At 64.0% G+C, this 25,028-nt stretch carries 19 protein-coding genes; all 19 read right to left on the minus strand.

Features of this window, described 5'->3' with window-relative positions:
• Window positions 1-6: 6 nt before the first annotated feature.
• The 19 genes from ACIGJG_RS17120 to ACIGJG_RS17210 all read right to left on the minus strand — a co-directional run bounded on the left by ACIGJG_RS17120 (window position 7) and on the right by ACIGJG_RS17210 (window position 25,027).
• Window positions 7-1,122: a YbdK family carboxylate-amine ligase gene (locus ACIGJG_RS17120; RefSeq protein WP_011299463.1), complete on the minus strand. Its 1,116-nt coding sequence runs from the start codon at window positions 1,120-1,122 to the stop codon at window positions 7-9.
• Window positions 1,122-2,348, minus strand: coding sequence for a cation:proton antiporter (locus tag ACIGJG_RS17125; protein ID WP_084791921.1), 1,227 nt, complete (start codon window positions 2,346-2,348; stop codon window positions 1,122-1,124). Before ACIGJG_RS17125 ends, ACIGJG_RS17120 begins: the two co-directional genes overlap by 1 nt.
• Window positions 2,349-2,523: 175 nt before the next feature.
• Window positions 2,524-4,491 (minus strand): tetratricopeptide repeat protein, encoded by a 1,968-nt coding sequence (locus ACIGJG_RS17130; protein WP_041679743.1) that lies wholly within the window; start codon window positions 4,489-4,491, stop codon window positions 2,524-2,526.
• 164 nt (window positions 4,492-4,655) lie between these two features.
• On the minus strand, window positions 4,656-5,807 hold the full coding sequence (locus tag ACIGJG_RS17135) for a branched-chain amino acid ABC transporter substrate-binding protein (RefSeq protein ID WP_140950002.1): 1,152 nt from the start codon (window positions 5,805-5,807) through the stop codon (window positions 4,656-4,658).
• Window positions 5,808-5,956: 149 nt separating this feature from the next.
• The gene (gene putA, locus ACIGJG_RS17140; protein WP_483672567.1) at window positions 5,957-9,925 is read right to left on the minus strand and encodes a trifunctional transcriptional regulator/proline dehydrogenase/L-glutamate gamma-semialdehyde dehydrogenase; all 3,969 of its coding nucleotides are present in this window, start codon (window positions 9,923-9,925) and stop codon (window positions 5,957-5,959) included.
• Between the two features lie 197 nt (window positions 9,926-10,122).
• Window positions 10,123-12,408, minus strand: coding sequence for a primosomal protein N' (locus tag ACIGJG_RS17145; RefSeq protein ID WP_483672568.1), 2,286 nt, complete (start codon window positions 12,406-12,408; stop codon window positions 10,123-10,125).
• Between the two features lie 531 nt (window positions 12,409-12,939).
• Window positions 12,940-14,031 (minus strand): uroporphyrinogen decarboxylase, encoded by a 1,092-nt coding sequence (gene hemE / locus ACIGJG_RS17150; protein ID WP_011299469.1) that lies wholly within the window; start codon window positions 14,029-14,031, stop codon window positions 12,940-12,942.
• Window positions 14,032-14,113: 82 nt separating this feature from the next.
• Window positions 14,114-15,070, minus strand: a complete 957-nt coding sequence (locus ACIGJG_RS17155) for an alpha/beta hydrolase (RefSeq protein WP_220631133.1) — start codon at window positions 15,068-15,070, stop codon at window positions 14,114-14,116.
• 18 nt (window positions 15,071-15,088) lie between these two features.
• Complete coding sequence (locus tag ACIGJG_RS17160) at window positions 15,089-15,526, minus strand: CoA-binding protein (protein ID WP_011299471.1); 438 nt, start codon at window positions 15,524-15,526, stop codon at window positions 15,089-15,091.
• Window positions 15,527-16,206: 680 nt separating this feature from the next.
• Window positions 16,207-16,623 (minus strand): F0F1 ATP synthase subunit epsilon, encoded by a 417-nt coding sequence (locus tag ACIGJG_RS17165; protein WP_011299472.1) that lies wholly within the window; start codon window positions 16,621-16,623, stop codon window positions 16,207-16,209.
• Between the two features lie 99 nt (window positions 16,624-16,722).
• Window positions 16,723-18,126 carry a F0F1 ATP synthase subunit beta gene (gene atpD / locus ACIGJG_RS17170; RefSeq protein WP_011299473.1) on the minus strand — a complete coding sequence of 468 codons (1,404 nt, stop codon included), beginning with the start codon at window positions 18,124-18,126 and terminating at the stop codon, window positions 16,723-16,725.
• A 33-nt stretch (window positions 18,127-18,159) separates the two neighbouring features.
• On the minus strand, window positions 18,160-19,035 hold the full coding sequence (gene atpG / locus ACIGJG_RS17175; RefSeq protein WP_011299474.1) for a F0F1 ATP synthase subunit gamma: 876 nt from the start codon (window positions 19,033-19,035) through the stop codon (window positions 18,160-18,162).
• Window positions 19,036-19,118: 83 nt separating this feature from the next.
• A complete protein-coding gene (gene atpA / locus ACIGJG_RS17180; protein ID WP_011299475.1) occupies window positions 19,119-20,660 on the minus strand; it encodes a F0F1 ATP synthase subunit alpha in 1,542 nt (513 codons plus the stop codon).
• A gap of 38 nt (window positions 20,661-20,698) precedes the next feature.
• Complete coding sequence (locus ACIGJG_RS17185) at window positions 20,699-21,238, minus strand: F0F1 ATP synthase subunit delta (RefSeq protein ID WP_011299476.1); 540 nt, start codon at window positions 21,236-21,238, stop codon at window positions 20,699-20,701.
• 2 nt (window positions 21,239-21,240) lie between these two features.
• The gene (locus ACIGJG_RS17190; RefSeq protein WP_011299477.1) at window positions 21,241-21,711 is read right to left on the minus strand and encodes a F0F1 ATP synthase subunit B; all 471 of its coding nucleotides are present in this window, start codon (window positions 21,709-21,711) and stop codon (window positions 21,241-21,243) included.
• A 100-nt stretch (window positions 21,712-21,811) separates the two neighbouring features.
• Window positions 21,812-22,078: a F0F1 ATP synthase subunit C gene (gene atpE, locus ACIGJG_RS17195; protein ID WP_011299478.1), complete on the minus strand. Its 267-nt coding sequence runs from the start codon at window positions 22,076-22,078 to the stop codon at window positions 21,812-21,814.
• A 72-nt stretch (window positions 22,079-22,150) separates the two neighbouring features.
• Complete coding sequence (gene atpB, locus ACIGJG_RS17200; protein WP_011299479.1) at window positions 22,151-23,017, minus strand: F0F1 ATP synthase subunit A; 867 nt, start codon at window positions 23,015-23,017, stop codon at window positions 22,151-22,153.
• 259 nt (window positions 23,018-23,276) lie between these two features.
• A complete protein-coding gene (locus ACIGJG_RS17205) occupies window positions 23,277-23,795 on the minus strand; it encodes an ATP synthase subunit I (protein ID WP_483672569.1) in 519 nt (172 codons plus the stop codon).
• 329 nt (window positions 23,796-24,124) lie between these two features.
• Window positions 24,125-25,027, minus strand: coding sequence for a ParB/RepB/Spo0J family partition protein (locus tag ACIGJG_RS17210; protein WP_011299481.1), 903 nt, complete (start codon window positions 25,025-25,027; stop codon window positions 24,125-24,127).
• Between the last annotated feature and the right edge of the window lies 1 nt (window position 25,028).

Raw genomic sequence — 25,028 nt, forward strand, 5'->3', positions numbered from 1 at the left:
GGTGCGTCAAGCCGCCCAGCGCTCGCAGGCCTGCCGCACCGTTTCGCGCTGGGTGCGCGCGTCGGCGTCGACCTGGCGCAGCCATTCGGCATCCCCGTTGCGATTCTCGGCCAGTGCACGAATATTTGCCAGCGCCTGCATCGACCCCAATGCCTCGGCGTGCGGCACGAGCGCGTCGCAGATCGACAGGATGTGCTCGGCGATTGGCCGGCGCGTCAGCTCGTTGGGGTGCACGTATTCGCCTTCCAGCCCGAAGCGGCAGGCCTGGAAGCGGTTGAAGGTGTAGACCAGGTAATCGTCTTCCTGCGGCATGAACGGGCGCGACAGCAGCAGGTAGCGCGCCAGCATCTGGATGTACGCGGCGATATCGCAGGCACGCTCCACGGTCAGCGGCGTGTCCATCACGCGCACTTCGATCGTGCCGAATTCGGGCTTGGGACGGATATCCCAGTAGAAGTCCTTCATGCTCTCGATCACGCCCGTATTGCGCATTTTTTCGAAATACGCGGTAAAGGCGTCCCAAGTGAGCAGGAACGGCGCGCGCCCGCTCATCGGGAAGGCCGCGACCGAGTTGAGGCGCGCCGACGCAAAGCCGGTATCGACCCCTTGCACATACGGCGAAGAGGCTGCGAGCGCAACAAAGTGCGGCACGTAGCGGCCGATGGCATGCAACAGGAACAGCGACTCATCCGCGCTCGGGCAGCCGATATGGACGTGCTGGCCGAACACCGTGAACTGCTTGGCGAGATAGCCGTACAGCTCCGAGATGTACTGGTAGCGCGGGGAATCCGAAATGATGCGGTCGGCCCATTGCTGGAACGGATGCGTGCCGCCTCCGCTGATGCCGATGTTCAGCGAGCGAGAGGCGGCCTGCATCAGGTCGCGCATGGTGGTCAGTTCGTCCAGCGCCTGCTGGTAGGTGTGGCAGATGCCCGTGCTGATCTCGATCATCGACGGGCTGATCTCGGGCTTGATATCGCCGGCATGCTGGGCGCCCTTGAGCGCGCGCAACAGGTCAGGCGCGAATGGCGCGAGGTCATAGTCATGCCGATTGACAAGCTGCAGCTCCAGCTCGACGCCGAAGGTCAGTGCTTCGGAATGCTTGAACGGTTCGAGCGACATCAGCGCCCTCCTCCATTGCCGCGCTGGTCGGCACGGACTTCGCCGGCGAAGCGCAGCGCCCAGGCCGCGATCACGGGGCCCAGCAGTTGCTCGATGGCCAGCGCGCACAGGATGATGGCGGCCAGCGGTTGTCCGGTACTCGGATACAGACGCGCGACATCGTTCATCAACAGGTACGCCAGGCCCGACATCGGCGCGAGCGCCAGGCCCAGTGCCATGCACTGGCGCAGGCTCAGGCCAGAAAACGATCCCAGCGACACCACGCCGGCAAACTTCGCCGCATGGCGCAGCAGCACCAGCACCACGGCATACATGCCGCCGACGACCCAGTCTTGCGCCGTGAGCGGCAGGCCCAGCGACACCACCATCACGATGATCAGCAGGCTGCCCGCGCTACCGAAGTGCGTCGGCCACACATGCGGCTGGCTGTCCTGGTGCTTGAACACCACGCCGGCCAGCATCAGCGTGAGCGGCATGGACAATTTTAGTACCCGAGTCAGCGCAAGCGTGAACAGCACCAGGCCCACGAGCACAAGGAAGCTGTAGTGGTCGTCGGCCGACATGCGCTCATAGATCGCATGCCCGATCTTGCCAACCACCCAGGCCAGCAGGCAGGAGCCGACCAGCAGATAAAGCGGATGAAGCAGCGCGGCGCCGAGGTTGCCATATTCCGAATGCAGCCAGCCCGTCGCGACCTGCACAATCACGGCGGCATAAATGCTGTTGAGCGCGGCCATGGCCATCAGCCGCTCGGTCACCTGGCCTTCGGCGCGCAACTCGTTCTTGAGCTGCAGCACGATAGTCGGCGACGTGCTGACTGCGATGCCGCCCGCAAGAATCGCAATCCCGGGCGATGCGCCGATCCACTGCAACACCGCGGCCACCAGGCCCCAGGTCAGCACGCTTTCGAACGCACTGGTCAGCAGCAGCCAGCGGTTGGCGCTCAGCCAGATCAGCGAAAGACGATGCCCCAGCTCGAACAGGGCGAGTGCCAGCGCCATATCGATCAGGATACGGGTCTGGCCGATCATGTTGGTGTCGACGATGCTGCGCCCGAGCATGCCCGCGCAGAGGCCTGCCGCCGCATAGCCGACGATGCGGGGGCAGCCCAGCCAGCGGCGGCATAGTTCGCCCGCAAGGCCAGCGCCGACCAGCGCCAGGCCGACCCAGAACAGGCCGCCGGGGGCGAGCGGAAGTGACGGGAAAAGTTGGCTTAGTCCATTCATGCGTGACATGGTAATGGAAGCACATGACATTCCATGTCAGCCATTGTCTGACACCGCACGCATTGCGCCAACTTCTTTCGCTAACTTTCAATAAAAAACGCCATCTTCGCTGATGGCGTTTCTCATTGTGGGATCGCGCGGTGCATGAGGCCGTATCAGCCCCATGATCAGTGCTTTACACGCCCCACAACTTCCATTTCGGCCGGGTAGCCCGCAATGCGGCTTCGACCTTGGCATGGAGGCCGCGCGTACGGCCCTGCTCGGCGCCCGCGGCGCGCGCCTTGTCGAAGTAGCCGAGTGCGGTCTCGCGCTGCGCCAGTCCGACCGCCGATTCCACCGCACGCAGCCAGGTCTCGGCATCCCAGTCGTCGCGCACGGCAAACGCGGCCGCGAAGTCTGCCAGCGCCGCGTCGTGGCGCGCGGCGGCATTGTGGATCAGCGCGCGCTGCACTCGCGGCGCGGCCTGGTCCCACGCATCGCCTTCGGTCATGACAATGGCCTGCTCGAACAGCGGCAAGGCGCGCTCATAGTCGCCCAGGTCACGCCAAACCTGTCCAAAGCGGTTGAACAGCCACGCATCCTCCACGAGCAGCGCGCGACGTTGCTGGGTGTCGATCTCGGCCAGTGCATCGGTACGGTCGTGCGGATCCATGCCGTCCATGCGCGTCTGCACCAGCGCTGCGTAATGCGCCCGCGCATGCGCCATCGGGTGCGCGGCCTCGCTGCGGGCCTCCACGGGCAGTGCGTCGAGGCGGGCGTCCATATGCGCCATGGCTGCCCCCGCGGCCTCGGCCGCTTCGGCACCCCCGATGGCCTTCCACGCGGCGATCAGCCGGCTGAACGCCCACGTCACATCGGCCGGATTGCGCTCGAGTGGATAGCGATTGAGCACCTCGCCCGCCAGTTCTACCACCTTCTGGTGCTGGCCGGCGCCAGCATGGCAATCGAGCAGGTCGATCCAGTGGTCGATGAACTCGCTCGCGGCCATGCCCTTGCGGTGCAGCGCGATGCGCGACTCCAGATTGCCCGCGTCGGCCGGAAGGCTGCGCGACAGAAGGCGGCACAGCAGCGAATAGACGTGCGGGTCGGCATTGCCGCCATGGCCGCTGGCATCGCCCTCGCCGGTCGCGAAGTACTGGTCGAAGCGCGCGACGCCAAGCTGGCAGGCTTCCACCAACCGGGGCCGCAGCGCGGCTTCGGCCTGCGGCACCTCGTCGATAAACTCGCCGAGCGCCGTGGCGGCACGGTAGTAGCCGGCGCCGTCGTCACTATCGGTCGCCAGGCTGAACTTCAGCCAGGGTTGGGAATCGGTACCCGGCGTGCCGGGCTGGGCCGTCCGGGCGGCCTGGTGGCGCCAGGCCATTGCGCGTACCTGGGTCTGCGGGTCCGGGCACTGGCGCTGGTACACGGCGAGGTCGTCCTGCGCCCCTTCCGTGTCGCCGGCACCGAAGCGCAGCGGCGCACGCAGGCGGCGGGCCTGCGGATGGTCCGGAGATGCGGCAAGCACCAGCCCGGCTTGCTCGCCGGCGAGCGCATCGGCGACTTCGGGTTCAAGTTCGAGCAGATCCGGGTTGTCCAGCGCAATGCGCCCCAGGCAGACGCGCATCATGGGCTCGACGGGCTGGCCCGCCGCCTCGGTACGGACGATTGCGTCGTGTACGAGCGGCAGGATCTCCTCCGCGCCCAGATCAGGCGCGCGATACAGCAGGTCGTGCCAGTAGCGGCCTGCGCCGGCCAGGTCGCCGAGTCGGTAGCAAGCCAGCCCCGCGTGGAAATGCGCGGGCCACTCGCCTGACAGCAGGCCGTTGCGCTGCGAGGCCTCGTGCAGCCACGGCAATGCATCGCGATCCCGGCCAAGGCTCATCAGCATGGCGCCATAGCGATGCGCGAGCACACCGCGCGACGCCCACCGGTGAGGCGGCGCAAGGTTCAACGTCTCCAGCCGCGAAAGTGCCCCATCAAGCACCGCGAAGGCCGACTGCGCATCGCCCTTGTCGAAGAACAACCGTGCCTGCAGCGTGGTGAAATCGACCACTTCGGGCCGGGCTGCCGACAACTGGCCGGCAATCTCCAGCGCTTCATCGAACCGGCCTACACCGGCCAGTTCGACGGCGCGGTCGTAGCTGACTTCCTGCACGGACACGTACTGCTCCTTCTGGATTGGATAAACGAATGCGGAATTATGCGCCAAAGGCACGATCCCCCATCCGGGACAACAAACGGCAGGGGTCAGTTCAATCTTTAGGATTGGCAAGAAAAAACGCCACCCTCGCAGGGTGGCGTTCTTCTGGCCTGGCGCCGGTGGGCTTACTTGCCGCCAACCGTCTCCAGCACGGTCCACTTGCCGCCGACCACCTTGTAGACGGTGATGCCGCCGTCCTTCAGGTCGCCACGGGCGTCGTACGCCAGCGTCTTGGTGGTGACGCCCTGCATGTTGGTCGCCGCCAGCACCGGCAGATAGCGCGCCGGATCGGCCGAGCCGGCCTTGACCATGGCGGTCATCATCGCGGTGGCGCCGTCATAGGCGTACGGCGAGTAGGTCTGCACCTTCGAGCCGAAGCGCTTCTCGTACTTCTTCTCGTACGCGGCGCCGCCCGGCATCTGGTCCAGCGGCAGGCCGGCCAGCGACACGACCGTGCCTTCGGCAGCCGGGCCGGCCAGCTTCAGGAAGTTGTCGGTCTTGGACATTTCGCCCGACACCAGCGGGGCCTTCATGCCCAGTTCCTTGACCTGCTTGGCCATCGGGGCCGACTGGGTCTCGGCGCCGCCGTAGAAGATGATGTCCGGGTTGCTGCGCTTGATGTTGGTCAGCACGGCCTTGAAGTCCACCGCCTTGTCGTTGGTGAACTCGCGGCGCACGATCTTGCCGCCGGCGGCCTTGGCGGCCTTCTCGAACTCGTCAGCCAGGCCCTGGCCGTACGCGGTGCGGTCGTCAACGATCGCGATGTTCTTCGCGCCCAGCTTCTTCACGACGAACGCGCCGATCACCGAACCCTGCTGGGTGTCGGAAGTCATCATGCGGAAGGTCGTCTTGAAGCCTTGCTTGGTGTATTCCGGTGCGGTCGCCATGGCGATCTGCGGAATGCCTGCGCGGTTGTAGACCATCGACGCCGGGATGGTGGTGCCCGAGTTGAAGTGGCCGAGCATGCCTTGGATGCCGTTGTCGACGAGCTTCTGCGCGACCACCGAGCCGGTCTTCGGGTCGGCCTGGTCGTCTTCGGAGACCAGCACGAACTTGACTTCCTTGCCGCCGATCTTCGGCTTGGTGGCGTTCATGTCCTCGATGGCGAGGACGATGCCGTTCTGCATGTCCTTGCCGTACTGGGCCTGGCCGCCGGTCATCGGGCCGGCAAAGCCGAGCTTGATTTCCTGGGCCTGGGCGAAAGCCGCCGTGGCGCCAGTCAGGCCAGCGATAGTCAGGGCAACGGTCAGGGCCGTCTTGTGGAATGTCGAGGTCATCAGTTCTCCTTGGTGGCTGGTTCAGCCTTCTTGCTGCGCTTTTTCTACGCTTCGGGAACGCCGTCTGGGCGCTCCTCCCCTATGGATGCGCATGGCGGCAGGATCGCCGCCGCACATGCGCACGTCAAACAAACTCTGTCCGTGCCGGCTCAGCCGATCGTCATCAGGCTGGCGTTGCCGCCGGCCGCCGCCGTGTTGACCGACAGCGAACGCTCGATCAGCAAACGTTCAAGAGCGATATTCGGCTCACCTTGCGCGAGGCCCTGCACGCCGATGATCGGCCCCGGCCGCGCTGCGACCTGCTCGCACACCGTGCGCAACTGGTCGGAATCGCCATGATGGATCACCGCGTCGAACGCGGGCTCCGGCGAAGTCCAGTCAGACACAATGCGGACGCGCGATTGTACGCCCTTAGGCAGCCGTGCAAACAGCCCACGCGAAACAGGGTTTTCCGCCATCACAGCCTGGCTGCCGACTGCCAGAACAGCCGCGAGCTGGATGGCCAGATCCTGTTCCTGCGCCGCCAGGCACAGGACATGGTGGCGCGGCAGCAGCGAGTAGGTGTTGCGCTCGCCGGTCGGCCCGCGCAGCGTCACCGAAATGCCAGCCGCCGAGGCTTCGGCAAAGCGATCGCAGGCGGCGGCGACTTCCGGCATCTCGGTCTTCGCCCAGTCCTTCAGCGCCTGTGCGGCGACTGGGCGCTCCGGCGCAGCCGGCGGGTTGCCCGACGCTTCCGCGTGGCGCACGCTGCGAACCACCGCATCCTGCGGGCAGACCGACAGCAGGCGGTGCAGGTACAACGGGCCACCGGCCTTCGGCCCAGTGCCCGACAGCGCCTCGCCGCCAAACGGCTGCACACCCACCACCGCGCCGACGATATTGCGGTTCACGTACAGATTGCCCACCTCGGCATGCTGCACGATCTGCGCGATGGTCTCGTCGATGCGGGTGTGGATCCCCATCGTCAGGCCATAGTTGGTACCGTTGATCTGGCCGATCATGGTGTCCAGCGCGGCGCGCGGGAAGCGCACCACGTGCAGCACGGGGCCGAACACCTCGCGCTTGAGTTCGTCGATGCTGTCGAGTTCGATCAGGGTCGGCGGCACGAAGGTGCCATGGCGGCAGCTGGCGCCCTGCGGGGCATTCGGATCGGCCTGGTGCACGCGGCGACCCTTGGCGCGCATCGCATCGATATGGCGCACGATATTGCCGCGCGCTTCTTCGTCGATGACCGGGCCCACATCGGTGGACAGGCGATCCGGGTTGGCCATGGTCAGTTCATTCATGGCGCCCTTGAGCATGGCGAGCACGCGGTCGGCCACGTCTTCCTGCAGGCACAGCACGCGCAGCGCGGAGCAGCGCTGGCCGGCCGAGTCGAACGCGGAGTTGACTACGTCGCCCACGACCTGTTCGGCCAGTGCAGACGAGTCGACGATCATCGCGTTCTGGCCACCGGTTTCGGCGATTAGCGGAATCGGACGGCCGGCGGCATCGAGACGGCCGGCGATATTGCGCTGGAGGATACGCGCGACTTCGGTCGAGCCCGTGAACATCACGCCCTTGACGCGAGCGTCGCCCACCAGTGCCGCGCCCACGGTCTCGCCACGGCCCGGCAGCAGCTGCACGGCACCCGCCGGCACGCCGGCCTCGCGCAGGATGCGCACCGCGGCAGCGGCAATCAGCGGCGTCTGCTCGGCGGGCTTGGCCAGCACCGTATTGCCGGCGGCCAGCGCTGCGGCCACCTGCCCGGTGAAGATCGCCAGCGGGAAATTCCACGGGCTGATGCAGACCACCGGGCCCAGCGGGCGGTGCGTCTCGTTGTCGAAGCTGCGGCGCACTTCGGCCGCGTAGTAGCGCAGGAAGTCCACCGCCTCGCGCACTTCGGCGATCGCGTTCGAGAAGGTCTTGCCGGCCTCGCGCATGATGATGCCCATCAGCGACTGCATCTGCGCTTCCATCAGGTCGGCGGCGCGTTCAAGCGCGGAGGCACGGACGTCGGGCGGCGTGGCCTGCCAGATCGGTGCCGCATTGGCGGCGGCCTGCAGCGCGGCGTCGACATCGGCCTGGCTGGCTTCAGTGACCTGGCCCACGACGTCGCGATGGTCGGCCGGGTTCAGCACCGGCGTGATGATGGCATCGGCTGCGCGCGGGACCTCGGTACCCAGCATCGGATCGGCCACGACGCGTTCGCTTGTACCGGCCAGCAGCGCGGACGACAGCGAAGCGAGGCGATGCTCGTTGGCAAGGTCGATACCCGCCGAGTTCGCGCGCGACTTGCCATAAAGGCCGCGCGGCGACGGGATCTTCGGATGCGGCAGGCCCAGCGTGCCTTCATCGCGATGCATGGTCTCGACCACGGCGACCGGGTCGGCCACCAGTTCATCGAGCGAAATCGTGTCGTCGGCAATCCGGTTGACGAACGAGGTGTTGGCGCCGTTTTCGAGCAGGCGGCGCACCAGGTAGGCGAGCAGCGTTTCATGCGTGCCAACCGGCGCGTAGATACGGCACGGGCGGTTGAACTTGCCGTCGGCGATCGGGCCGACGACCTGGTCGTACAGCGGCTCGCCCATGCCGTGCAGGCACTGGAATTCGTACTGGCCGGGATAGTAGCTATGGCCGGCGATCTGGTAGATGGCCGACAGCGTGTGCGCGTTGTGCGTGGCGAACTGTGGATAAATCGCGTCGGGCACCGACAGCAGCTTGCGCGCGCAGGCCACGTACGACACATCGGTGTAGACCTTGCGCGTGTAGACCGGATAGCCTTCCAGGCCTTCGACTTGGGCGCGCTTGATTTCGCTGTCCCAGTAGGCGCCCTTAACCAGGCGGATCATCAGGCGGTGGCGGCTGCGGCGCGCGAGGTCGATCAGGTAGTCGATCACGAACGGGCAGCGCTTCTGGTAGCCCTGCACCACGAAGCCGATGCCGTTCCAGCCGGCCAGCTCGGGCTCGAAGCACAGGCGTTCGAGCAGGTCGAGCGAGATCTCGAGGCGGTCGGCCTCTTCGGCGTCGATGTTGATGCCGATGTCGTACTGGCGCGCCAGCAGCGTCAGCGACTTCAGGCGCTCATAAAGCTCGTTGATCACCCGCTCGTGCTGGGCGCGGCTGTAGCGCGGATGCAGCGCCGACAGCTTGATCGAAATGCCCGGGCCTTCATAGATGCCGCGGCCGCGCGAGGCCTGGCCAATCGCATGGATGGCCTGCTCGTACGACGCGAGGTAGCGCTGCGCATCCTCTTCCGTCATCGCCGCTTCGCCAAGCATGTCGTAGGAATAGCGGAAGCCCTGCGCTTCGTACTTGCGCGCGTTGGCCAGCGCTTCGGAAATGGTCTCGCCCGTGACGAACTGCTCGCCCATCAGGCGCATGGCCATGTCGACGCCCTTGCGGATCAGCGGTTCGCCGCCCTTGCCGATGATGCGCGTGAGCGCCTTGCTCAGGCCCGATTCGGTATGGGTGGCGACCAGCTTGCCGGTCAGCAGCAGGCCCCAGGTCGCGGCGTTGACGAACAGCGATGGGCTCTGGCCCAGGTGCGACTGCCAGTTGGCGCCGCTGATCTTGTCGCGGATCAGCGCGTCGCGCGTGGGCTTGTCGGGAATGCGCAGCAGGGCCTCGGCCAGGCACATCAGCGCTACGCCTTCTTGCGACGACAGGGAGAATTCCTGGATCAGGCCCTGCACCAGGCCTTCGCGGCCGGTGCCCACCTTCTGCTCGCGCAGCGCGGTGGCCAGCTTCTTGGCCATCTTGATGGCGGCTTCGGCCTGTTGCTGCGGCAGGCGTGCCTGCTCCAGCAGCACCGGCACGCAATCGGTTTCAGGACGGCGATAGGCCGAAGTAATTGCGGCGCGCAGTACGGATTGCGGCTGAATGCTTTGCGCGAATTCCAGGAACGGCTGCGGTGCGCCATCGGCGTGGCTCATCTCAGCACCGTCGGCGCCATCGGCCTCCCCTGCGCCGCCTGCCATCGCCTCATGCGGCAGGTGGCCACGCTCGATCTGCTCGAGATACGTGAAGATCGCCTGCTTGATCAGCCAGTGCGGCGTCCGGTCGATGGATTGGGCGACACGCTTGAGGCGATCGCGCGAAGCGTCGTCGAGTTTGACGCCGAGGGTGGTGGTGGCCATGCGAGCTTTCTCCGTAAGACACAAGGCTGCGGGTCGATGTCGCCCGCGTGGGACGCGAGCGGCAGTGGGGCCCGACCTGCGCAACCTCTGGGCTGGCGCGATCTTACTCCTGAAAAACGCAAAGGTGCAACCTAGTGCAACCACTATATCGAAAGCCGGTTGCTACGGTTGCACCCCAGTCACATGCAGCCCGGCACTCAGATTCTCAGCGGGTCGATTTCCAGTTGCCAGCGCACGCCTCTTGCGTCTGCGCCGGCAGCGGAAAAAGTCCGCACCCACTCGCTCACAAATCGTTGCAAAACGGGCCTTGAGCTGGCTTCCAACAACATCTGGGCACGTTCGCGGTTAGCAATGCGCACCATCGACATCGGTACCGGATCGTGCAGTTGCACCTCCGGCGCCAAAGCATTGCCGTCTGCCAGGCGCCGGACCGCCTGCAGGAACTGCAATGCCCGTTCGAGCTGGCCATGCTCGGCAGTCAGCAGCACCTGATAGCAGAACGGGGGCAACCCGGCCTGGCCGCGCTCGCGCAACTGGCCGGCGGCGAATCCATCATAGTCATGGCGCACGAGGGCCTGCAATGCCGCAGCGTCTGGATAGCGGGTCTGGATGAGGACTTCGCCGGGCAGGTCGGCCCGCCCGGCCCGCCCGGATACCTGCATCAGCGACGCGAACAGGTGTTCGGCGGCGCGGAAATCGTGGCTGAACATGGCGGCGTCCGGATGCACGATGCCGACCAGCGTCACCCGTTGAAAATCATGGCCCTTGGCGATCATCTGGGTACCGACGAGGATGTCCACCTCGCCGGCATGCACTTCGTCGAACATCGCCTGCGCACTGCCTTTGCGCCGCGTGGAATCGGCATCGATGCGAGCGATACGAGCCTGTGGAAAACGTGCCGCCAGCGCTTCTTCGATGCGCTGGGTGCCACGGCCAAGCGGCGCGATATCCATATTGCCGCAGTCAGGGCAATGGTGCGGCACGGGCGCCTCCAGCCCGCAGTGGTGGCAGCGCAGCCGCCGTTCCGGCCGGTGCAGCACCAGGTATGCCGAACAGCGCGGGCAGCCAGACAGCCAGCCGCAGCTATCGCAGGCCAGCACCGGCGCATAGCCACGTCGGTTCAGGAACAGCAGGCTCTGCTCCCCGCGAGCCAGCCGGGCGTCGATCGCCTCCAGCAACGGCACCGACAGGCCTTCGAACAGCGCCCGCTGGCGCTGGCGTTCATGGTTCAGATCGATCAGACGCACGGCCGGCAACGCCGCTTCAGCCTGCGCGCGCTGGCGCAGCACCAGCTTGCGATACGCGCCCTGCTCAGCGCGCCACCAGGTTTCCATTGACGGCGTGGCCGAGCCAAGTACGACCGGAATTTCGAGCCGCTTGGCGCGCCATACGGCCAGGTCGCGCGCGGAGTAGCGCAGGCCCTCCTGCTGTTTGTAGGACGTGTCGTGCTCTTCATCGACCACGATCAGCGCAAGATTCGGCATCGAGGCCATGATCGCCATGCGCGTGCCCAGTACGATGCGCGCTTCGCCGCGATGGGCGGCGAGCCATTGCAGGCTGCGTTCCTGGTCAGCCAGCCCGCTGTGCAGCACGGCCAGCGGCAGGTGCGGAAAGCGCGCGGCAATGCGCGACTGGAGTTGCGGGGTCAGGTTGATCTCGGGCACCAGCATCAGCACCTGCGTGTGAGGATCGCGCGCGAGTACCTGGGCCATGGCATGCAGATAGACCTCAGTCTTGCCGCTGCCGGTCACCCCGTGCAGCAGGAACGGAGCAAAGGACGCAGCGGCGCCGATAGCTTCGACCGCCGCAAGCTGTTCTTCATGCAACGCAGGCGCCACCGACGGGGCCTGCGAGGGCGCGGTGCCGAGCAAGGTACGGTCGGCGCTGATCGCCTCGATCCAGCCTGCAGCGGCCCATTCAACAAGCCTTGCTGGCGCGGCGGTGCATAATTCGCGCGCCTCGGCCAGACTCATCGGCTCGGGCACTGCGCCGTCGGCGGCGCGGTCGGCCAGCGCCTGCGCAAGCGCCCGCACCGATCGCGCACGCCCAGGTATCGACTCGAGCAACGTAGGGATATGTGCCGCAACGACCCGGTACGCCTCGGTCCGTGCACGCTGGCCAAGGCGTGGCCAGCCCTCCGGCTCCCGCAGCGACGGCGGCAGCGACGGCAGCATCACCTCGCCAAGGCAGCGCTGGTAATAGCGCGCGGCGAACGTCGCAAGATCGCGCCATTCCTGCGCTAGCGGCGCCAGCCAGCCCAGCCGCGCGGAAACTGCCTTGATCCGGTCCGCCGGCACGGCCGACTCGGCGGCGCGCGCAACGGCAACGCCGACCACGCTGCGACGTCCGAACGGTACGACCACCAGATCGCCCGGCACCACTTCATCGTCGGCGAGGTAGTCGAAACAGTCGTCCGCGGGCGTATCAAGCGCCACGCGGACAATGCCTGCGCTACGCGGTTCGGTGTCGTCTGGCAACGTCATCAGAGGCAGTTCTGGTGCACGGCGCGTGCGCAAAGACTGTGCGGATTCAGGCGCAAAGGGAATAGAAGCAGGCTTAGTGTGCGGCGCAACATCAACTTAAAGTAAAACTTCAAATGTGGCCCTAAGTCGATGATAGATGACTGCTTTTCCACTAATTCCACAGACCCTGTGGATAACTTTGTTGAAAAGTCGCTGTGGGACGCCGCGAAAGCCCGAAAAACAAGGGAATCACTGGCAAGCGCAACCGCTTTGAAAAACTTCCAATTCCTTAAAAATCAAGGCCTTGCAAACATCCCCCAGATGAGTTAAGGGGTTACCCCTTCTTGCAGTGCGGCAAACCTATCGGTGTGCATAAGTCAAGCCTCCACCGTCAATTGCAAGCACCTTTTTGGCGAATCAGGATGAAATTGTTTACTTGACAGCAGCAGCGGCGCGCCTCCAGCGACACCGCTGACGTTGGCGCCAAAATCGCTGCACCGCGAGGAAAATATGACCGGCGCATGACGCCGGTACTTTCGGGATATCGGTGTTTCAGCCCTGCGACGTGCGCAGCTGGCGGCTATAGCGATGCACTTCGTCGACGAGCACCGCCACGCTTTCCGGGGGCGTGAACTGCGAAATACCGTGGCCGAGGTTGAACACATGACCGTCGCTACCGCCCGCTGCCGCATAGCTGTCGAGCACGCCCCGCACCTGTTCCCGAATCGCCGCTTCGGGGGCGAACAGCACTGTCGGATCGATATTGCCCTGCAGCGCCACGCGGCCACCGGTGCGTCGGCGCGCTTGCGCAAGGTTGACCGTCCAGTCCAAACCAATGGCGTCGGCGCCGGTGTCGGCGAGGCCTTCCAGCCACAGGCCGCCACCCTTCGTGAAGACGATCGCGGGGATCTGCTGTCCGTCATGCTCGCGCTTCAGGCCGGCGAGCACCTTGCGCATATAGGCCAGCGAGAACGCCTGGTACATGCCGTCAGCCAGCGCACCGCCCCAGGTGTCGAAGATCATGACGGCCTGCGCGCCTGCCTCGATCTGTGCATTCAGGTACTCGCTGACCGCCTGCGCATTGATGTCGAGGATGCGGTGCATCAGGTCCGGCCGGCCGTACATCATCGCCTTGACCGTGCGGAAGTCGTCCGAGCCGCCGCCTTCGACCATGTAGCAAGCCAGCGTCCACGGGCTGCCCGAGAAGCCGATCAGCGGCACGCGCTGGCGCCCGTCCTGGACCAGCGCGCGGCGGATCTCGGCCACGGCGTCGAACACATACTGCAGTGATGCCATGTCGGGCACGGCAAGCTTCTGCACGTCGGCCTCGGTACGCAGCGGCCGCGCGAAGCGCGGGCCTTCGCCCTGGGCAAACGACAGGCCGAGGCCCATGGCGTCGGGCACGGTCAGGATGTCGGAGAACAGGATGGCCGCGTCCAGCGGATAGCGGTCCAGCGGCTGCAGCGTCACTTCGGTGGCATAGGCTGGATTCTTGGCCAGGCCCAGAAAGCTGCCCGCGCGCGCGCGCGTGGCGTTGTACTCAGGCAGGTAGCGGCCCGCCTGGCGCATCAGCCACAGCGGCGTGTATTCGGTCGGCTGCCGGCGCAGTGCGCGCAGGAAAGTGTCGTTCTGCAGTGCAGTCATGGTCATCCTCGTAAGACCGCCATTCTAAGGGATGGCCGCCGCGCACCGGCGCCTGATGCGACAGTGCCGGCGCACCAGACCGCTAGACGTCGTCGAACAGGCTCGCGAAGGCCTGCGCGGCACGTTGCATCCATTCGCGCGCGCGCGGCGCGTCCGGTTGCAGGCGTGCGAATCCGTGCGTCATGCCACTGGCCTCGATGGTGACTACCGTGGCGTCGTGCCGGACGAGGAAATCGGCATAGGCAAGCCCGTCATCGCGCAACACGTCGTTGGCGGCAACGACGATGGCGGTGGCCGGCGGCTGCACCTTCGGCGCCTGCGCCATCAGATGAATGCGTAGATCTTCGTGTTGCGCGCCGCGCGCCAGACTCTCGGCGCCGATAAACTGCGTCCAGAACCAGGCCATCTCGTCACGGGTCAGCCCGGGGCCATCGGCAAAGGCGCGGTAGCTCTCGCTGGAAAGCACCGGCGCTGTGACCGGATAGACGAGCAACTGCGCCACCACCACTTGCTGTCGGGCTTCGGTGTTGACCTGCTGCGCCGCGAGTGCTGCGAGGTGTCCACCAGCGCTATCGCCCGCCACGGCAAGGAAGCCGGTATCGAAGCCCAGCGACGCGCGCTGCACGGCGAACCAACGGACAGCATCTACGGCGTCATCGCATGGCGCGGGAAACGCATGCTCAGGCGCGAGCCGATAATCCACGCTGGCTACCGCGCAGCCCGTATCAGCCGCCAGCAGTGCTGCGACGGTATGGTGGGTCTCGTGCGATCCGACGACCCAGCCGCCGCCGTGGAAATAAACGATCAACCGGGACGGCGCATCGGCCACCGGACGGAACAGGCGCGCCGTCAGCGAGCGGCCTTCCAGCGCAAGGGTGAGGTCTTCCCACGTGCTGCCGGCAGGATCAGGTACGACCGACGAAGCTGCCACTTCGGCAAAGCGCTCGCGCCGCGCGCGCGCATCAACGGGTACGGGAAGGGCGCCATATTGCTCGGCCAGGCGGCGGTAATAGGCGAGGAGTTGCGGATCGATAGCCATCGGGTCAGGCGAAAGGGTTCAGGACAGCGCGAGCTGGCGGGTGAGCTCGATCTTGCTGCAGCAGTCTTGCACGGCGAGCAGGCCCTCTACGCGGGCCTGGCCGATAGCGGCGTCGTTCACGATACCCAGCTGCAGCCATACGCCACATGCGCCGATCGCCTTCGCATCGGCGACCACGGGCGGAGTGTCTTCGGCGCGGCGAAAAATGTCGACCCAGTCGATGCGCTCGCCCTGTGCCGCCATCGCGGTCGCCGCGTCCTGCAGCGACGCATGGCACGGCTCGCCTAGAATGCGTTCGCCGGCATGGCGCGGATTGACCGGCACGATGCGGAAACCGTGCTGCTGCAGGAATTCGGCAACCTCATGGCTCGGTCGATCAGCACGGTCCGACAGGCCCACAATAGCCACGGTCCTCATGCCGAGCATTTTCCGGATCGCGTCCTGCATATCTGCCATCATGAACTCCAGTACATGGCCTCGGGCAGCGCCGGGCGTGGTTGTAACCGGGCAATCGTAACTGACGATCGGCTCTCGCGCCGGAAGCGCCGCATTGTTCGCCAGCGCACAGGGAATTCGACGCACTACGGTGCGCACAGATCACGTTATGACGTAGAAAGTGACGCCTTATGTGTTGGATGTGCGTATGACGCTCCATTTCGCGCGAGTTGGCTTTCAACTTCTTGCAAAAGGATACATTTTGTTACTGCCATTGCAGGGACTTTCCCCCACAATGCATTGACACACCGGCGTTTGGTGGACCGCGTCCCCGCGAAGAAGTGAGTAACGAGAAGATGGGGCGCTGAAGAAAGCCCTTGGCAGTGATTCCCGATTTTCCGAGCCAGCAGGCGATGCCTGCTGGTCGGACACCAGGAAGACCCGATGGCGCGAGGCCTTTGCGGCCGAATGTGCGAACCAGATTCGCTGCGCCTCTTAGTAGTCCTGGACCGAACCCGTTCCTTCGAATTGACCCCTCGAAGGGATTTTCCCGTCCGCGCGGAGCCTCCCCGGCCCGCGCGCTTTTTTTTGGTCCAAGCACAAGAAGCTTATCCCCACAGCATAAAAAAAGGCAGCCGCGTGGCTGCCTTTTTTGGTTGTCGCACCGAAAAAACAACAGTGCGACAGGGACTGCTTGCTGCTTACTTCTTACGACGCAGACGGGCGATGGCAGCCAGTTGCGCGGCGGCCACGGCGAGCTCGCTCTGAGCGCGTGCAATGTCCAGATCGCTGCTCTGGTTTTGCATCAACTCTTCGGCGGCACGCTTGGCTTCCTGCGCCTTGGCTTCGTCCAGATCGGTACCGCGGATAGCGGTATCGGCCAGCACGGTAACGTGCTGCGGCTGGACTTCGAGAATACCGCCGGCAACGAACACAAACTCTTCGCTGCCGTCTTCCTTCTCAATACGCACGGCGCCCGGCTGGATACGCGTAATCAGCGGCGTGTGGCCCGGCAGAATGCCCAGCTCACCCGACTCGCCCGGCAGCGCCACGAACTTCGCCGGACCGGAGAAGATCGACGCTTCCGCGCTGACGACGTCTACAAGAATGGTTGCCATATGAATTCCTTTGTCCGTTCGCTTCACTTCTGACGGCCGGGCGCGCAAGGCGGCCGGCCGCCACTCCCGCACCGGGGTGCGGGAGCGTCAAAGCGAGGCTTACTGGAGCTTCTTGGCCTTCTCGAAGGCTTCGTCGATCGAGCCGACCATGTAGAACGCCTGCTCGGGCAGGTGATCGCACTCGCCATCCACCAGCATCTTGAAACCACGGATGGTTTCCTTCAGCGGCACGTACTTGCCCGGCGAACCCGTGAACACTTCGGCCACGTGGAACGGCTGCGACAGGAAACGCTGGATCTTACGCGCGCGGTTCACGGCCATCTTGTCTTCCGGCGACAGTTCGTCCATGCCCAGAATCGCGATGATGTCGCGCAGTTCCTTGTAGCGCTGCAGCGTCTGCTGAACGGCACGCGCGACATTGTAGTGCTCCTGACCCACAACCTGCGGGTCCATCTGGCGCGAGGTCGAGTCCAGCGGATCCACTGCGGGGTAGATACCGAGCGCAGCGATGTCACGCGACAGCACGAGGGTCGAGTCCAGGTGCAGGAAGGTGGTTGCCGGCGACGGGTCGGTCAAGTCATCCGCAGGCACGTACACGGCCTGGATCGACGTGATCGAGCCAGTCTTGGTCGACGTAATACGTTCCTGCAGCTTGCCCATTTCTTCAGCCAGCGTCGGCTGGTAGCCCACGGCGGAAGGCATACGGCCCAGCAGTGCCGACACTTCGGTACCGGCCAGCGTGTAGCGGTAGATGTTGTCGACGAAGAACAGGATGTCGCGGCCTTCGTCGCGGAACTTCTCGGCCATGGTCAGGCCCGAGAGTGCCACGCGCAGACGGTTGCCCGGCGGCTCGTTCATCTGGCCGAACACCATGGCCACCTTGTCGAGCACGTTGGAGTCCTTCATTTCGTGGTAGAAGTCGTTCCCTTCACGGGTACGCTCGCCCACGCCGGCGAACACCGACAGACCGCTGTGCTGCTTGGCGATGTTGTTGATGAGCTCCATCATGTTGACGGTCTTGCCCACGCCAGCACCACCGAACAGGCCAACCTTACCGCCCTTTGCGAACGGGCAGATCAGGTCGATCACCTTGATGCCGGTTTCGAGCAGGTCGGTCGAAGGCGACAGTTCGTCGAACTTCGGTGCCTTCTGGTGAATCGCGCGGCGCTCGTCCGAAGCGATCGGGCCAGCTTCGTCGATGGGGCGACCCAGCACGTCCATGATGCGGCCCAGCGTGCCCTGACCCACCGGCACCGAGATCGGCGCTTCGGTGTTCTTCACGGCCATGCCGCGGCGCAGGCCGTCCGACGAACCGAGGGCAATGGTACGCACCACGCCGTCGCCCAGCTGCTGCTGGACTTCGAACGTCAGGCCCTTTTCGGCAAACGACGTTTCGCTGCTGTCTTCCAGCACCAGCGCGTCGTACACCTTCGGCATTGCGTTGCGCGGGAACTCGATGTCCACCACGGCGCCAATGCACTGCACAATATTTCCGATACTCATTTCGTATCTCCGATAGCTTGAATTCTTGACGCCTTAGACGGCTGCCGCACCGCTGACGATTTCCGACAGTTCCTTGGTGATCGCTGCCTGACGGGTCTTGTTGTAGTCCAGTTGCAGTTCGCCGATCACGTTCTTGGCATTGTCGGATGCCGCCTTCATGGCCACCATGCGCGCCGATTGCTCGGACGCCATGTTTTCGGCCACGGCCTGGTACACCAGCGCCTCGACGTAGCGGACCAACAGGTCTTCCACCACGGTCTGGGCGTCAGGCTCGTAGATGTAATCCCACGAGTAGGCGCGCTTTTCCTCTTCGGTCTGGGCCAGCTTGTCGGCGGCGAGCGGCAACAGCTGCTCGACCATCGGCTCCTGCTTCATCGTATTGATGAACCGGGTGTACGACAGGTACACCGCGTCGACTTCACCGTTGGTGAATGCGTCGAGCTGAACCTTGATGGCACCGATCAGCTTTTCCAGATGCGGCGTGTCGCCAAGCTGCACCACGTTCGAGACCACCTTGGCGCCAATACGGCTCAGGAACTGCATGCCCTTGCCGCCGATGGCGGTCGCTTGCACGTCCACGCCGCGCCCCTGCAGGGTCTTCAGTTCATTGGTGACCGCACGCAGCACGTTGGTGTTCAGGCCACCGCACAGCCCCTTGTCGGTCGTCACCACGATCATGCCGACGCGCTTGACTTCGCGCTCCTGCATGAACGGATGCTTGAACTCGGGGTTGGCCGAAGCCAGGTGCGCCGCGATATTGCGCACTTTCTCGGCGTAGGGACGGGCATTGCGCATCCGCTCCTGCGCCTTGCGCATTTTGGACGCGGCGACCATCTCCATCGCCTTGGTGATCTTGCGCGTGTTCTGCACGCTCTTGATCTTGGTTCGAATCTCTTTCGTTCCGGCCATATCTTCCTCTCCATTCGAACTCTCGCCGCGCACCGCCGGGGCGACCCCGGCGCAGGCGCGGCGAGCTTCGTGGAATCACGCGGTTAGAACGCGGCGGACTTCCTGAAATCCTCGATCGCAGCACGCAGCGCCGGTTCATCTTCCTTCGAGAGGACCTTGGTCTCTTCGATGCGGTTGACGAGGTCGGCGTACTTGGTCTTCAGATGGTCGTGCAGGCCCTTCTCGAACGGCAGAATGTCCTTCACTTCCACGTTGTCGAGGAAGCCATTGTTGGCGGCGAACAGCGACGCGGCCAGTTGCCACACTTGCTGCGGCTGGTACTGAGCCTGCTTGAGCAGTTCGGTCACGCGGCGGCCACGCTCGAGCTGCTTGCGGGTAGCGTCGTCCAGGTCCGAAGCGAACTGCGCGAACGCAGCCAGTTCACGGTACTGGGCCAGGTCGGTACGGATACCGCCGGACAGGTTCTTCACCACCTTGGTCTGTGCAGCACCACCCACGCGCGACACCGAGATACCGGCGTTGATCGCGGGACGGATACCGGCATTGAACAGGTCGGTTTCCAGGAAGATCTGACCGTCGGTAATCGAGATCACGTTGGTCGGCACGAATGCGGACACGTCACCAGCCTGCGTTTCGATGATAGGCAGTGCGGTCAGCGAACCGGTCTTGCCCTTCACGGCACCCTTGGTGAAGTTCTCGACGTACTCTTCGTTCACACGGGCAGCACGCTCCAGCAGGCGCGAGTGCAGGTAGAACACGTCGCCGGGGTAAGCTTCGCGGCCCGGCGGGCGGCGCAGCAGCAGCGACACCTGGCGGTAGGCCCAGGCCTGCTTGGTCAGATCGTCATAAACGATCAGCGCGTCTTCGCCGCGGTCGCGGAAGTACTCGCCCATCGTGCAGCCGGCGTAGGCAGCCAGGTACTGCATGGCGGCCGAATCCGAAGCGGCGGCAGCCACGACGACGGTGTATTCCATCGCGCCGTGTTCTTCGAGCTTGCGCACCACGTTGGCGATCGTCGAAGCCTTCTGGCCGATTGCCACGTACACGCAGAAGATGCCCTTGCCCTTCTGGTTGATGATGGCGTCGACAGCCACGGCGGTCTTGCCGGTCTGGCGGTCGCCAATGATCAGCTCACGCTGGCCACGGCCGATCGGCACCATCGAGTCGATCGACTTCAGGCCGGTCTGCACCGGCTGGCTCACCGACTGACGCGCGATCACGCCCGGCGCGACCTTTTCGATCACGTCGGTTTCCTTCGCGTTGATCGGGCCCTTGCCATCGATCGGCTGGCCCAGCGTGTTGACCACGCGGCCCAGCAGCTCCTTGCCAACGGGCACTTCCAGAATGCGGCCGGTGCACTTGACCGTATCGCCTTCCGAAATGTGTTCGTAGTCGCCCAGCACCACGGCACCGACGGAGTCGCGCTCGAGGTTCAGCGCGAGGCCGAAGGTGTTGCCCGGGAATTCCAGCATCTCGCCCTGCATCACGCCAGACAGGCCGTGCACGCGGCAGATACCATCGGTCACGGAAATCACCGTGCCGGTGTTGCGCACTTCAGCGTCGGCGCCAAGACCCGAGATGCGGGACTTGATCAGCTCGCTGATTTCTGAGGGGTTCAGTTGCATCACAATGCTCCTAATTCTTCAATCCGACGGACGGCCGATCAGACGGCGGTCAGCGCGGTTTGCATGGCAGCCAGGCGCGCACGCACGGAGGTGTCGAGCACTTCGTCGCCGACCTTGACGCTCACGCCGCCGATCAGGGACGGATCCACCGCCACCTTCGCGTACAGCTTGCGGCCGAACTTGCGTTCGAGTGCAGCGACCAGGTCGTTCAGTGGCTGACCATCCAGCGGGAATGCACTGGTGATCTCGACGTCCGACGAACCTTCGCGGGCGTTCTTGAGCGCATGGAATTGCTCGGCGACTTCCGGCATCACTGTCAGGCGGTTGTTTTCCACCAGCAGCTTGACGAAGCGGCGTGCCTCGTCATTGACCGGGGACTTCACCACCGACAGGAACAGGTCACCCAGCTTGTCGCCGGGGACGTTCGGATCGTCGGCGAGCGCCTTGATGTCGGGGTTGGCGGCGATCTGCCCCATCTCCGACACCAGCTCGGACCATGCACCCAGATTGCCGGCTTCGCTGGCGACGCGGAACAGCGCCTCAGCATAGGGACGGGCAATGGTTGCGGTTTCGGCCATGATTAGAGCTCAGCTTTGAGTTGATTGAGCAGGTCGGAATGGACCTGCGCGTTCACTTCGCGCTTGAGGATCTGCTCGGCACCCTTGACTGCCAGCACGGCAACCTGGTCGCGCAGCGATTCGCGTGCGCGGGTCACCTGCTGCTCTGCCTCGGCCTTCGCCTGGGCAATGATGCGTGCGGCTTCTGCCTGGGCGTTTTGCTTGATCTCTTCTGCCGTCAGCTGGGCGCGCTTCTCGGCGTCAGCGACGCGTTGAGCACCCTCGGTGCGGGCTTCGGCCATAGCCTGGTCCACACGCTTGTTGGCGAGTTCAAGCTCGGCCTTGCCCTTCTCGGCAGCGGCGAGGCCATCGGCGATCTTCTTTGCGCGTTCGTCGAGCGCCTTCACCAGCGGCGGCCAAATGAATTTGGCAACAACCCACCACAGGATGAAGAACACGACCATCTGCGCAAAAAACGTTGCGTTCAGATTCATGGTGTGTTCCTTTCGGTAATCAAACTACAGATAAATGCACAAAAGGCGGCCAGGCTGATGGCCTGCGCCGCCCGTCAGCATCATGCAGACCGAAAAGAAATTACTGAATGACAGCCAGCAGCGGGTTGGCGAAGGCGAACAGCATTGCAACACCCACGCCGATCAGGAATGCCGCGTCGATCAGACCAGCCAGCAGGAACATCTTGGTCTGCAGCGGGTTCATCAGCTCAGGCTGACGTGCGCAGGCTTCAATGTACTTGCCACCCATCAGGGCGATACCCAGGCAGGCGCCGATAGCGCCCAGACCGATGATGATGCCGATACCGATAGCGGTCAGACCCTGGATGTTGGCGAGAAATGCTTGCATGATGACTCCTTTAATTTAGAGAGACTTAGAACCAAAAAACCAAAAAACCAAAAAACCTAAAACCTGTGTCGATCAGTGGTGATCGTGAGCCTGGCCGATGTACACCAGCGTCAGCATCATGAAAATGAATGCCTGGAGCAGAACGATCAGGATGTGGAAGATCGCCCAGACCGTGCCGGCAACGACGTGGCCGACAAAGCCCAGCGCCGACAGGTCAGCACTGAACGTCCAGATGGAACCCAGCAATGCGATCAGCAGGAACACGAGTTCGCCGGCATACATGTTGCCGAACAACCGCATGCCCAGCGACACGGCCTTGGCCAGGAACTCGATGATGTTCAGGATCAGGTTGAACGGAGCCAGGTACCACTTGGCGCCGAACGGGGCAGAGAACAGTTCGTGCATGAAGCCGCCCGCGCCCTTGATCTTGAAGCTGTAGTAGATCATCAGCACCAGCACCGAGCACGACATGCCCAGCGTACCGTTCAGGTCGGCCGTGGCCACTGCGCGGTGGTGAGGAAGGTGAATGTGGAAAATGCCGAGGAGGTTGTTCAGGCCGGTGACCCAGTCGACCGGAATCAGGTCGATGGCGTTCATCATGGTGATCCAGCAGAACACCATCAGTGCCAGCGGAGCAATCCACGAACGGTCGCCGTGAATGATGCCCTTGGCCTGGTCGTCGACCATCTCGACGATCATCTCGACAAAGGCCTGGAAGCGACCCGGCACGCCAGCGTGAACGCGACGCGCGGCGATCAGGAGGAAGATTACGGCGATGGCGCCGCACAGCACAGACCAGAACACCGTGTCATAGTTCAGCACGGAGAAATCGACCACCGACGCTTGCTTGCCGCCGACCGAGTTCAAGTTCTGCAAGTGTTCGGCGATATAGCCGGAGGGTGTCAGCGCGTGTTCGGCGCCTTGGATAGCTTCTGACATGTCGAGACGAACGGTATATTGCGAAATCTTGGATCCGGCCCCCTCGCATTGGCGGGCAGCCGGTACGCGTCTTGCATTGCCTTCGGCCTTGTGGCCGGTCACCGCCATGCAAGCGGGTCAAACTTTGTCGGCACACGGTTTCACCACTGTGAAACCCTGCACCGTGTATCTTGATATTCCGTTTTGGTGCCCCATCTCACCGGGAAGCACACACTTCGTGCGGCGGGCCTGGCCGGTTTACCGCAGTCTTACCGCAGTCTTACCGCATCGCCAGAGCCACCACCCAATACGTCTTGAGCGCAAGCAGCAACGTGACGAGCATCGGCACCCAACGCAGGTCGCGGTACAGCACCACCACGAGCACCATCAGTGCGACGGTGGCGAACACCTTGATCGCCTCGCCCATCACCAGCCCGCCAATCGAGGCCCGATCGCGCGCCATCCACAGGCGAAATGCGAAGAACCCGCTCGGCACGAAACACACAGCACCGCCAAGCAACGCGGACCAGCCGTACGGCCCGGCCTGCTTGCCGAACAACGCCCAGCACAATGCCGAAAGCAGGGTCACAACCACCTGCGCCAGCACAACTTTGCCGGGTGTCATGCGCGAAGGACGCAACGCGCGTTCGCCAAACAGTGTCACCGCTTCCGCGCGTGACAGCGGATCGACAGCTTCTTCTTCACGTTCTGCGTCAAAATCCCACTCATCATTCCGGGCGTTTACCTGACGCGAATCGTTCTGCTGCTGTCGGTCTCGAACCACTACTGTCTGCCTCATTCAGGCCGGAACTTTTCGGCCCGACCAGAATTCAAACCGCACGATTTTAAGGGGAAATACTGAGTCGCGTCAACGTGCTTACAGTTTGCTTGCAGGGGCAAACTACACAACGGTTGCTATCACGATTGCATGATGGCTTCGTTGAAATTGCGCAGCAACGACGCTTGACGTAATTGAATTGCGCAACTCGCGTGACGCATGATGGAGGATCCGTGACTGCCCGGTGCGTTAACCGGATGTCGGACTGTTAACTGCTGCGTGAATGCAACAGTGCGCATGCAAATGGCCGTTTATCGCGCAGCTTTTTGCACGGAGTCGGCGTGAGTCGTTTACGCGACCCGTTGCCCTTCGCCTGCATCGCGCAGACGCTCGAGCACATCGTCGAGCGCTTCGTTATTGCTGAAGTGAATGGTGAGTTGGCCCTTGCCGCGCGCACCTACCTTGATCTGCACTGACAATCCCAGCGCATCCGACAATTCTTCTTCCAGCCGTGCGACATCGCGCATGCCATTGCCGGTCTTGTGCTTGAGGGACTTCAGTTCGAACGGCTTCAGCGTAGCAGCAACAAGCTTCTCGGTCTCGCGCACCGATAGCCGCTTGTTGACGATCTGGTTGGCCAGCGTGATCTGATTCGCGCCGTCGAGCGCCAGGAGTGCACGCGCATGTCCCATATCAAGATCGCCCGCCATCAGCATGGTCTGCACCGGCGCTGCAAGGTTCAGCAGGCGTAGCAGGTTCGAGACTGCGCTGCGAGAGCGGCCCACCGACTCGGCCGCCTGCTCGTGCGTAAACTGGAATTCGCGGATCAGGCGCATGATGCCTTGCGCTTCTTCGAGCGGATTCAGGTCTTCGCGCTGAATGTTCTCGATCAGCGCCATGGCCGCCGCGGCTTCGTCGGCAACCTCCTTCACCAGCACCGGCACCTTGTCGAGACCGGCGAGTCGCGAAGCGCGGAAACGGCGTTCGCCCGCAATGATCTCGTAGCGATCAGGCTCGGCCACGCGCCGCACCAGGATCGGCTGCATCAGGCCTTGCGCACGGATGCTTGCAGCGAGCTCTTGCAGAGCGCCCTCGTCCATGCGCGTGCGCGGCTGGTACTTGCCGGGTTGAAGCTGATCGAGCCGCAGCACGGTGGGCGCGCCCTCCTGCTTCGCGGTTTCGACGATCTCGGCCGGGCCGCCGAGCAGGGCTTCCAGGCCGCGGCCAAGACCCTTCTTCTTCACGGTGCTCATG

It is taken from the genome of Cupriavidus sp. C1SS-2L (assembly GCF_057073735.1).

What these genes read in the sequence shown, in the direction of transcription:
- hemE (WP_011299469.1), bottom strand. Translation starts at nt 14,031, where the DNA reads ATGACTGCACTGCAGAACGACACTTTCCTGCGCGCACTGCGCCGGCAG.
- ACIGJG_RS17145 (WP_483672568.1), bottom strand. Translation starts at nt 12,408, where the DNA reads ATGACGTTGCCAGACGACACCGAACCGCGTAGCGCAGGCATTGTCCGC.
- ACIGJG_RS17120 (WP_011299463.1), bottom strand. Translation starts at nt 1,122, where the DNA reads ATGTCGCTCGAACCGTTCAAGCATTCCGAAGCACTGACCTTCGGCGTC.
- ACIGJG_RS17205 (WP_483672569.1), bottom strand. Translation starts at nt 23,795, where the DNA reads ATGAGGCAGACAGTAGTGGTTCGAGACCGACAGCAGCAGAACGATTCG.
- ACIGJG_RS17135 (WP_140950002.1), bottom strand. Translation starts at nt 5,807, where the DNA reads ATGACCTCGACATTCCACAAGACGGCCCTGACCGTTGCCCTGACTATC.
- ACIGJG_RS17210 (WP_011299481.1), bottom strand. Translation starts at nt 25,027, where the DNA reads ATGAGCACCGTGAAGAAGAAGGGTCTTGGCCGCGGCCTGGAAGCCCTG.
- ACIGJG_RS17165 (WP_011299472.1), bottom strand. Translation starts at nt 16,623, where the DNA reads ATGGCAACCATTCTTGTAGACGTCGTCAGCGCGGAAGCGTCGATCTTC.
- atpB (WP_011299479.1), bottom strand. Translation starts at nt 23,017, where the DNA reads ATGTCAGAAGCTATCCAAGGCGCCGAACACGCGCTGACACCCTCCGGC.
- atpD (WP_011299473.1), bottom strand. Translation starts at nt 18,126, where the DNA reads ATGAGTATCGGAAATATTGTGCAGTGCATTGGCGCCGTGGTGGACATC.
- atpA (WP_011299475.1), bottom strand. Translation starts at nt 20,660, where the DNA reads ATGCAACTGAACCCCTCAGAAATCAGCGAGCTGATCAAGTCCCGCATC.
- atpG (WP_011299474.1), bottom strand. Translation starts at nt 19,035, where the DNA reads ATGGCCGGAACGAAAGAGATTCGAACCAAGATCAAGAGCGTGCAGAAC.
- putA (WP_483672567.1), bottom strand. Translation starts at nt 9,925, where the DNA reads ATGGCCACCACCACCCTCGGCGTCAAACTCGACGACGCTTCGCGCGAT.
- ACIGJG_RS17125 (WP_084791921.1), bottom strand. Translation starts at nt 2,348, where the DNA reads ATGAATGGACTAAGCCAACTTTTCCCGTCACTTCCGCTCGCCCCCGGC.
- ACIGJG_RS17155 (WP_220631133.1), bottom strand. Translation starts at nt 15,070, where the DNA reads ATGGCTATCGATCCGCAACTCCTCGCCTATTACCGCCGCCTGGCCGAG.
- atpE (WP_011299478.1), bottom strand. Translation starts at nt 22,078, where the DNA reads ATGCAAGCATTTCTCGCCAACATCCAGGGTCTGACCGCTATCGGTATC.
- ACIGJG_RS17185 (WP_011299476.1), bottom strand. Translation starts at nt 21,238, where the DNA reads ATGGCCGAAACCGCAACCATTGCCCGTCCCTATGCTGAGGCGCTGTTC.
- ACIGJG_RS17160 (WP_011299471.1), bottom strand. Translation starts at nt 15,526, where the DNA reads ATGGCAGATATGCAGGACGCGATCCGGAAAATGCTCGGCATGAGGACC.
- ACIGJG_RS17190 (WP_011299477.1), bottom strand. Translation starts at nt 21,711, where the DNA reads ATGAATCTGAACGCAACGTTTTTTGCGCAGATGGTCGTGTTCTTCATC.